The 5708-nt window shown below is 74.9% G+C and carries 1 protein-coding gene; it reads right to left on the minus strand.

The window, feature by feature from the left end:
• Positions 1-5708 (minus strand): type I polyketide synthase (locus CCN44_RS15450; RefSeq protein WP_143649774.1); only part of this gene is annotated, 5708 nt, incomplete at both ends.

The raw sequence follows: 5708 nt of genomic DNA on the forward strand, positions 1-5708 counted from the left end.
TCCGGGGCGAGCCGGCCGTGCAGGTAGCGGGCGAGGGCGAGGGGGGTCGGGTAGTCGAAGACCGCGGTGGCGGGCAGGTTGAGGCCGGTGGCCTCGCGCAGCCGGTTGCGCAGCTCGACGGAGGTGAGCGAGTCGAACCCGGCGTCCTTGAACGCCGTTTCGGCCCTGACCTGGTCCGCCCCGGCGTGCCCGAGGACGGTCGCGACCTGGCCCTGCACCAGCTCCAGCAGCACGGTCTCCTGTTCCGCCGGGGACAGCGCGGCCAGCTTGCGGGCGAGTCCGCCGGAGTCGCCGGCGCCGGCCCGGGCGGCCTTCCGGCCGGTCCGCACCAGGCCCCGGAGCAGGGGGGCGACACCGGCGCCCAGCGCGGCGTCGGCGCGCAGCGCCCGCAGGTCCAGTTTGACGGGTACCACCAGCGCCTCACCGGTCGGCAGGGCCGCGTCGAGCAGTTCCATCCCCTCCGTGGGCGTGAGCGGTACGACGCCTCCGCGCCGGCCGGCCCGGTTCCGTACGGCCTCGCCGGTGACCGTGTCCTGGCCGCCCACCGGTTCCCACGGGCCCCAGGCCAGCGAGAGGGCGGGCAGACCGGCCGCCCGGCGCCGGTGCGCGACCGCGTCGAGATAGGCGTTGGCCGCCGCGTACCCGCCGGTGCCCGCGCCCAGGAAGACGGAGGAGGCGGAGGACAGCAGGATGAAGGCGGCCAGTTCCGGGGCCAGTTCGCGGGTCAGGGCGTCCAGGTGCTCGACGGCCGTCGCCTTGGGGGCGAAGACGCGGGCCATCCGGTCCTGGTCCATCTCGCCGATCACCCCGGCGTCGAAGACCCGTGCCGCGTGGACGACACCGGTCAGCGGGTGGGCGTCCGGTACGGCGGCGAGCAGCGCGGCGACCGCGTCCCGGTCCGTGACGTCGCACGCGACCACCGACACCTCGGCGCCCTGCTCCCCCAGTTCGGCGACGAGCCGCGCCGCGCCCTCGGCCTCCGGACCGCGGCGACCGGCCAGGACGAGGTGCCGTACGCCGTGCCGCTCGACCAGATGCCGGGCGACCGTGGCACCGAGCATGCCGGTGCCGCCGGTGATCAGCACCGTGCCGTCCGGATCCAGCACCGGCTCGGCCGGGGCGGCCGGGGCGACCCGGGCGAGGCGCGGCACATACAGCGCCGCACCCCGCACGGCCACCTGCGGCTCACCACTCGCCAGCACGGCGCCCAGATCCACCTCGTCCGTGTCACCGTCCACGAGCACGATCCGGTCCGGGTTCTCCGCCTGCGCCGCACGGACCAGCCCCCAGACGGCCGCACCACCCGGATCGGTGACCACCTCGTCACCACCCGCCGGCACCGCACCCCGGGTCACCACCACCAGCCGGCCGTCCCCGGCACCCTCCTCCGCCAGCCAAGACTGCACGGCCGCCAGCACCCGACCCACCAACGCCACCGGAGCCTCCCCGGCGGAACGGGCCTCGACCACCGACACCTCCGGCACCTCACCGGCACCGGCCACCGACGGCAGCTCACCCCACTCCACCCGGAACAGGCCGTCGTCCGCACCGGTACCGGCCGCGGTCGTCAGCTGCTCGGTCGGGACCGGCCGCAGCGTGACGGCCTCCGCCGTGACGACCGTGTCTCCGGCCTCGTCGGCGGCGTGGAGCGTCAGAGCTCCGGCGGAGGACGGCGCCAGGCGCACCCGCAGTACCGTGGCGCCCTCGGCGTGCAGCATCAGCCGGCTCCACTCCAGCGGCTGCCGGACCTGTGTGCCATCGGCCGCCGGGACGTCCAGCAGCGCGGGGTGCAGGGCGGCGTCCAGCAGGGCGGGGTGGAGGCCGAACCGGGCCGCCGCGTCCCGCTGTCCGTCCGGCAGTGCGACCTCGGCGAACAGTTCGTCGCCGCGCCGCCACAGCGCCCGCAGCCCCTGGAAGACCGGACCGTACTCGTAGCCGTGCCGGAGCAGCCGCTCGTCCGCGCCGGACAGGTCCTCCGCCCGGGCGCCGGGCGGGGGCCAGGCGGTGAAGTCGAAGGCGCCGGTCGCGGGCGCCGTACCGGTGAGGCTGCCGGTGGCGTGCCGGGTCCACGCGTCGCCACCGATCTCGCCGACGGCGTCCTCCCGCGCGGAGTGGACGGCCAGCGGGCGGCGGCCCTCCGCGTCGGGGGCTTCGACGGTGACCTGCACCCGCACCCCGCCCTGCTCGGGCACGACCAGCGGAGCCTCGATCAGCAGCTCCTCCACGGCACCGCAGCCGACCTCGTCACCGGCCCGTACGGCCAGTTCGACCAGCGCGGCGCCGGGCACGACCACCACTCCCCCGACGACGTGATCGGCCAGCCAGGAGTGCGTGCGCAGCGACAGCCGGGAGGTGAAGACCAACCCGTCCGACTGGGGCAACGGCACCACCGCGCCCAGCAGCGGGTGGTTCGCCGTGCTCTGGCCGAGCGCGACCGCGTCCGTCGCGGGGGCCGTCTGCAACCAGTAGTGACGGTGCTCGAAGGCGTACGTCGGCAACTCCACATGGGCCTCGGTGGCGCCCTTCGGGAGGACTGCCGCCCAGTCGACCCTGGTTCCGCGTACGAAGAGGTGTGCCACGGCCGACAGGAGAGTGTGCGCCTCGCCCCGGTCGTCCCGCAGCGCGGGCACGCTGACGGCGTCCTCGCCGGCCGACTCCGCGATGGCGCCGCTGAGTGCACCGCCAGGACCGAGTTCCACGAACACTGAGCCGCCGGAAGCGCTGATGCCCTCGGCGAAGCGAACCGGGCGGCGGACGTGCTCGACCCAGTAGGCCGGGTCCGTCAACTGGCCGGGCTCGGCAGGCTTTCCGGTCACATTCGATACGACCGGAATCGCCGGCTCGTTCCAGGACAGCCCCGACAGAGCCTCGGCGAACTCCGCCAGCATCGGCTCCATCAGCACGGAGTGGAAAGCGTGCGAGACGGTGAGCCGCTTGACCCGGCGGCCCTGCTCACGCAGCTTCTCCGCGACAGCCAGGACAGCCGTCTCATCGCCGGACAGGACGACCGAGCCGGGCGCGTTCACCGCCGCCAAGTCCACGCCCGCCGCGAGGTGTTCGGCGATCTCGTCCTCGGTCGCGGCCACTGCCACCATCGCGCCGCCCGACGGGAGCGCCTGCATCAGCCGGCCGCGCGCGGCCACCAGCGCCGCCGCGTCCGGCAGCGACAGCACCCCCGCGACGTGCGCGGCGACGACCTCACCGATCGAGTGCCCGGCCACCACGTCCGGCCGTACACCCCACGACTCCACCAGCCGGAACAACGCCGACTCCACCGCGAACAACCCGGCCTGCGTGAACACGGTCTGATCCAGCAGACCGCCGCCCACATCCCCGAAGATCACGTCCTTGACCGACTGCTCCGCACCGAGCTGCGCGTCCAGTGCGGCGCACGCCTCGTCCAGGGCCTGCGCGAACACCGGATACCGGCCGTACAACTCCCGGCCCATACCGACCCGTTGCGACCCCTGCCCCGGAAAGACGAACACCGTCTTCCCGTCGGCACCCGAGCCCGTGACCACCGAAGAAGCCGACTCGCCCGCGGCCAGCGCCCGCAGCCCGGCCACCGCCTCCTCCCGCGACCCGGCGACGACCACGGCCCGCTCGGACAGCACCGCCCGCCGGGAGACGAGCGCTCCCGCAACGGCGGCCAGCGGCGCGTCAGTACCGTCGACGAAGGCGGCGAGCCGTCCGGCCTGTCCGGCCAGCGCGCCGGCGCTGCGTGCCGACACGAGCACCGGCACCACGCCGTCGGCCGGAAGCAGCGGCTCGGTCGCGGGCTCCTCCGGCGCCTGCTCCAGGATCAGATGCGCGTTCGTGCCGCTCAGTCCGAAGGAGGAGACGCCGACCCGGCGGGGGCGCCCGGTCTCGGGCCAGTCGCGTGCTTCGGTGAGCAGTTCCACCGCTCCGGACGTCCAGTCCACCTGGGACGACGGCGCGTCCACATGCAGCGTGGGCGGGAGGACGCCGTGCTGCATGGCTTCCACCATCTTGATCACGCCGGCCACACCGGAGGCGGCCTGGGTGTGCCCGATGTTCGACTTCAACGAGCCCAACCACAGCGGCTGTTCGCGGTCCTGGCCGTAGGTGGCGAGCAGGGCCTGCGCCTCGATCGGGTCGCCGAGGACCGTGCCCGTGCCGTGGCCCTCGACCGCGTCGACGTCCGCCGGGGTCAGGCCCGCGTTCGCGAGCGCCTTGCGGATCACGCGCTGCTGCGACGGGCCGTTGGGTGCCGTCAGGCCGTTGGACGCGCCGTCCTGGTTGACCGCGCTGCCCCGCACCACCGCCAGCACCCGGTGGCCCTTGCGCCGGGCCTCCGACAGCCGCTCCAGGACGACCACGCCCGCGCCCTCGGCCCAGCCCGTGCCGTCGGCCGCGTCCGCGTACGACTTGCAGCGGCCGTCGGACGCCAGGCCCCGCTGCCGGGAGAACTGGACGAAGGCGCCGGGGCTGGACATCACGGCCGCGCCGCTGGCCAGGGCGAGGGAGCACTCGCCGCCTCGCAGGGCCTGGGCCGCGAGGTGCATGGCGACCAGGGAGGACGAGCAGGCCGTGTCCACGGTCACCGCGGGGCCCTCGAAGCCGAAGACGTACGAGACGCGGCCCGAGGCCACGCTGCTGCCGGCCCCGGTGGTGACGAATCCCTCCAGTTCGGCGGGGATCTCGCCGCCGGAACCGTAGCCCTGGCCCATCAGGCCGGAGAAGACGCCGACGTCCGTGCCCTTCAGCGCGAGGGGGTCGATGCCGGCCCGCTCCAGCGCCTCCCAGGAGGTTTCGAGGAGCAGGCGCTGCTGTGGGTCCATCGCCAGCGCCTCACGCGGCGAGATCCCCCAGAAGCCCGCGTCGAAGAGGCCGGCCTCGTGCAGGAAGCCGCCCTGGTCGACGTACGACGTCCCGGCCTTGTCGGGGTCGGCGTCGAACAGGCCCTCCAGGTCCCAGCCGCGGTCGTCGGGGAACCCGGACATCGCGTCGCGTCCCTCGGACACCAACCGCCACAGGTCATCCGGGCTGTTGACGCCGCCGGGCAGGCGGCAGGCCATGCCGACGATCGCGATCGGCTCGTCCGGGTCGGCGAGCGCGACCGCGGCGGCCGGGGCGGGGGCGACCGCCGTCGCTGTCTCGCCCAGCTCGCCGTGCAGGTGGCGGGCCAGGGCGAGCGGGGTCGGGTGGTCGAAGACGACGGTGGCGGGCAGCTTGAGGCCGGTGGCCTCGCGGAGCCGGTTGCGCAGCTCGACGGAGGTGAGCGAGTCGAACCCGGAGTCACGGAACGCCGTGTCGGGCTTGACGCCCTCGGGGCCGGCGTGGGCGAGCACGGCCGCCGCGTGCGTCCGCACCAGGTCCAGCAGCAGCGCCTCCTGCTCGGCCGGGTCCAACCCGGCGAGCCGGCGGGCGAGTTCGCCGGTGCCGTCGGTGGCGGCGGCTGCCCGTGCGACCTGCCGGGTCACCTTGACCAGGCCGCGCAGCAGGGGCTGTACAGCACGCCCGGCCGCCGCGTCGGCGCGCATGGCCCGCAGGTCCAGCTTGATCGGGACGAGCAGGGGGTCGCCGGTGCGCAGGGCCGCGTCGAAGAGGTCCAGGCCCTCGTCGGAGGAGATGGTCTGGCTGCGGCTCCGGCTCACCCGGGCCTGGTCGGTGCTGTCGAGGTGGGCGGTCATGCCGGTGGCCTGCTCCCACAGACCCCACGCCAGGGACACACCCGGCAACCCGGC

The organism is Streptomyces tricolor (genome assembly GCF_002155905.1).
GTDB lineage: Bacteria > Actinomycetota > Actinomycetes > Streptomycetales > Streptomycetaceae > Streptomyces > Streptomyces tricolor.